2 tRNA genes and 3 rRNA genes are annotated in these 4,942 nt (G+C 55.6%); all 5 read left to right on the top strand.

The features are described 5' to 3' along the window. Nucleotides 1-1,332 (top strand): 16S ribosomal RNA (locus ACYVJJ_RS15080); the annotation flags it as partial. Nucleotides 1,333-1,424: 92 nt separating this feature from the next. Beyond that, nucleotides 1,425-1,500, top strand: a tRNA-Ala gene (locus ACYVJJ_RS15085). Nucleotides 1,501-1,538: 38 nt separating this feature from the next. Further along, nucleotides 1,539-1,615: transfer RNA gene (locus ACYVJJ_RS15090), tRNA-Ile, on the top strand. Between the two features lie 226 nt (nt 1,616-1,841). Then, nucleotides 1,842-4,706 (top strand): 23S ribosomal RNA (locus tag ACYVJJ_RS15095). 168 nt (nt 4,707-4,874) lie between these two features. Beyond that, nucleotides 4,875-4,942, top strand: a 5S ribosomal RNA gene (gene rrf, locus ACYVJJ_RS15100); the annotation flags it as partial.

A 4,942-nucleotide genomic window follows, 5' to 3' on the forward strand; every position in this document is an offset into this window, starting at 1 on the left:
CCTGGCGCAGAGAGATGAGCCGACGCCGGATTAGCTAGTTGGCGGGGTAAAGGCCCACCAAGGCGACGATCCGTAGCTGGTCTGAGAGGATGATCAGCCACACTGGAACTGAGACACGGTCCAGACTCCTACGGGAGGCAGCAGTGGGGAATATTGGACAATGGGCGCAAGCCTGATCCAGCCATGCCGCGTGAGTGAAGAAGGCCTTCGGGTTGTAAAGCTCTTTTGTTGGGGAAGAAAAGCATCCGGTTAATACCCGGGTGTTCTGACGGTACCCAAAGAATAAGCACCGGCTAACTTCGTGCCAGCAGCCGCGGTAATACGAAGGGTGCAAGCGTTACTCGGAATTACTGGGCGTAAAGCGTGCGTAGGTGGTTCGTTAAGTCTGATGTGAAAGCCCTGGGCTCAACCTGGGAACTGCATTGGATACTGGCGATCTGGAGTGCGGTAGAGGGTGGCGGAATTCCCGGTGTAGCAGTGAAATGCGTAGATATCGGGAGGAACATCCGTGGCGAAGGCGGCCACCTGGACCAGCACTGACACTGAGGCACGAAAGCGTGGGGAGCAAACAGGATTAGATACCCTGGTAGTCCACGCCCTAAACGATGCGAACTGGATGTTGGGTGCAACTTGGCACTCAGTATCGAAGCTAACGCGTTAAGTTCGCCGCCTGGGAAGTACGGTCGCAAGACTGAAACTCAAAGGAATTGACGGGGGCCCGCACAAGCGGTGGAGTATGTGGTTTAATTCGATGCAACGCGAAGAACCTTACCTGGCCTTGACATGCACGGAACCCTGCAGAGATGCGGGGGTGCCTTCGGGAACCGTGACACAGGTGCTGCATGGCTGTCGTCAGCTCGTGTCGTGAGATGTTGGGTTAAGTCCCGCAACGAGCGCAACCCTTGTCCTTAGTTGCCAGCACGTAATGGTGGGAACTCTAAGGAGACCGCCGGCGACAAGCCGGAGGAAGGTGGGGATGACGTCAAGTCATCATGGCCCTTACGGCCAGGGCTACACACGTACTACAATGGTGGGGACAGAGGGCTGCAAGCCGGCGACGGTGAGCCAATCCCAGAAACCCCATCCCAGTCCGGATTGGAGTCTGCAACTCGACTCCATGAAGTCGGAATCGCTAGTAATCGCAGATCAGCATTGCTGCGGTGAATACGTTCCCGGGCCTTGTACACACCGCCCGTCACACCATGGGAGTCTGTTGCACCAGAAGCAGGTAGCTTAACCTTCGGGGGGGCGCTTGCCACGGTGTGGCCGATGACTGGGGTGAAGTCGTAACAAGGTAGCCGTATCGGAAGGTGCGGCTGGATCACCTCCTTTTGAGAACCGGCAGCATTGCTGCCAGGCGCCCGCACAAGACACCTGCATTCAGAGAATTCCAAGGCACGGGCCTTGGGAGCGTCCCGCATCACGGGGCTTTAGCTCAGCTGGGAGAGCACCTGCTTTGCAAGCAGGGGGTCGTCGGTTCGATCCCGACAAGCTCCACCACATCAAGCGGGCACGGATCAGGAGCGCGAAGCAGTTTCGGGTCTGTAGCTCAGGTGGTTAGAGCGCACCCCTGATAAGGGTGAGGTCGGTGGTTCGAGTCCTCCCAGACCCACCATCTCTGAATGTCGCACACACAAGATTTGAAACGGATCAGGCACTGTGGCCCGGTTCGTGTTCTTTGAAAAACTGGATGTAGCGAGCGTTTTAGACGTGAATGTCTACAGACGTGTCGTGAGGCTAAGGCGGGGGCTTCGAGCCCCTAAAAATTGAGTCGTTGAATTCGCGTGCGGGCTTTGTACCCCTGCACACAGATACGACCCCGAGGCGACTTGGGGTTATATGGTCAAGCGAATAAGCGCACACGGTGGATGCCTTGGCGGTCAGAGGCGATGAAGGACGTGACAGCCTGCGAAAAGCGCGGGGGAGCTGGCAATAAGCATTGATCCCGCGATGTCCGAATGGGGAAACCCACTGCGCAAGCAGTATCCTGCAGTGAATACATAGCTGCTGGAAGCGAACCCGGAGAACTGAAATATCTAAGTACCCGGAGGAAAAGAAATCAACCGAGATTCCCTGAGTAGTGACGAGCGAACGGGGACCAGCCCTTAAGCTGGATTAGTTTTAGCAGAACAACCTGGAAAGGTTGGCCATAGACGGTGATAGCCCGGTACGCGAAAAGGCTTTTCCAGTGAAATCGAGTAAGGCGGGGCACGTGAAACCCTGTCTGAACATGGGGGGACCATCCTCCAAGGCTAAATACTACTGACCGACCGATAGTGAACCAGTACCGTGAGGGAAAGGCGAAAAGAACCCTGGTGAAGGGAGTGAAATAGATCCTGAAACCGTGTGCGTACAAGCAGTCGGAGCCCGCAAGGGTGACGGCGTACCTTTTGTATAATGGGTCAGCGACTTACTGTTCGTGGCGAGCTTAACCGTATAGGGGAGGCGAAGGGAAACCGAGTCTGATAAGGGCGCATAGTCGCGGGCAGTAGACCCGAAACCGGGTGATCTAGTCATGCCCAGGGTGAAGGTCAGGTAACACTGACTGGAGGCCCGAACCCACATCTGTTGCAAAAGATGGGGATGAGGTGTGATTAGGAGTGAAAAGCTAATCGAACCCGGAGATAGCTGGTTCTCCTCGAAAGCTATTTAGGTAGCGCCTCGTATGTATCCTCTCGGGGGTAGAGCACTGTTATGGCTAGGGGGTCATTGCGACTTACCAAACCATTGCAAACTCCGAATACCGAGACGGACTGTACGGGAGACACACGGCGGGTGCTAACGTCCGTCGTGAAAAGGGAAACAACCCAGACCCACAGCTAAGGTCCCAAATTCACTGCTAAGTGGAAAACGATGTGGAAAGGCACAGACAGCCAGGAGGTTGGCTTAGAAGCAGCCACCCTTTAAAGAAAGCGTAATAGCTCACTGGTCGAGTCGGTCTGCGCGGAAGATTTAACGGGGCTAAGCAGTGAACCGAAGCTTGGGGTGCACAACTTGTTGTGCGCGGTAGAGGAGCGTTCCGTAAGCCGTTGAAGGTGACTTGAGAAGGTTGCTGGAGGTATCGGAAGTGCGAATGCTGACATGAGTAACGATAATGCGGGTGAAAACCCCGCACGCCGAAAGCCCAAGGTTTCCTTGCGCAACGTCAATCGGCGCAGGGTGAGTCGGCCCCTAAGGCGAGGCTGAAAAGCGTAGTCGATGGGAAGCTGGTTAATATTCCAGCACCTCGCGTAAGTGCGATGGAGGGACGGAGAAGGTTAGGCAGGCCCGGCGTTGGTTGTCCGGGTGAGAGAGTTGAGGCGGTCCCCTTAGGCAAATCCGGGGGGGCAACGTTGAGACTAAGGACGAGTCCTTTTGGACGAAGCTGCTGATATCACGCTTCCAGGAAAAGCTCCTAAGCTTCAGCTTACGCAGACCGTACCGTAAACCGACACAGGTGGGCAGGATGAGAATTCTAAGGCGCATGAGAGAACTCGGGTGAAGGAACTAGGCAAAATAGCACCGTAACTTCGGGAGAAGGTGCGCCCTTTCCGGTTAATAGCTAGGAAGGGCCGCAGTGACCAGGCCGCTGCGACTGTTTATCAAAAACACAGCACTCTGCAAACACGAAAGTGGACGTATAGGGTGTGACGCCTGCCCGGTGCTGGAAGGTTAATTGATGGGGTTAGCCGCAAGGCGAAGCTCTTGATCGAAGCCCCAGTAAACGGCGGCCGTAACTATAACGGTCCTAAGGTAGCGAAATTCCTTGTCGGGTAAGTTCCGACCTGCACGAATGGCGTAACGACAGCGGCGCTGTCTCCACCCGAGACTCAGTGAAATTGAAATCGCTGTGAAGATGCAGCGTTCCCGCGGCAAGACGGAAAGACCCCGTGAACCTTTACTATAGCTTTACACTGAACGTTGAGTTCGTCTGTGTAGGATAGGTGGGAGGCTGTGAAACCGAGGCGCTAGCTTCGGTGGAGCCATCCTTGAAATACCACCCTGATGTGCTTGACGTTCTAACCTGGGTCCGTAATCCGGATCGGGGACCGTGTATGGTGGGTAGTTTGACTGGGGCGGTCTCCTCCCAAAGAGTAACGGAGGAGCACGAAGGTACGCTCAGCGCGGTCGGACATCGCGCACTGTGTGCAAAGGCATAAGCGTGCTTGACTGCAAGATCGACGGATCAAGCAGGTACGAAAGTAGGTCTTAGTGATCCGGTGGTTCTGTATGGAAGGGCCATCGCTCAACGGATAAAAGGTACTCCGGGGATAACAGGCTGATACCGCCCAAGAGTTCATATCGACGGCGGTGTTTGGCACCTCGATGTCGGCTCATCACATCCTGGGGCTGTAGTCGGTCCCAAGGGTATGGCTGTTCGCCATTTAAAGTGGTACGCGAGCTGGGTTCAGAACGTCGTGAGACAGTTCGGTCCCTATCTGTCGTGGGCGTTGGAGATTTGAGAGGGGCTGCTCCTAGTACGAGAGGACCGGAGTGGACGAACCTCTGGTGTTCCGGTTGTCACGCCAGTGGCACTGCCGGGTAGCTATGTTCGGAAGCGATAACCGCTGAAAGCATCTAAGCGGGAAGCGCGCCTCAAGATGAGATCTCCCGGGACCTCGAGTCCCCTGAAGGAACCATCAAGACCAGGTGGTTGATAGGCTGGGTGTGTAAGCGCAGCAATGCGTTGAGCTAACCAGTACTAATGATCCGTGCGGCTTGACCATATAACCTCAAGTGGCTTCCTGGACCGCGCGTCCAGTCGAAGTGCCCTTGGCCTCGTGACACGTCACGACATTCACTGCTCGCTACATCCACCCCTTTTCCGCTCAGGTAGCAATACCTGTCGGTATCAGTCGAGAGGCAGGCGCTGAAAAGCGACCCTCCACCCTCTCCCTGGTGACCATAGCGGTGTGGAACCACCCGATCCCATTCCGAACTCGGAAGTGAAACGCACCCGCGC

Source organism: Lysobacter humi (ex Lee et al. 2017), assembly GCF_054781815.1.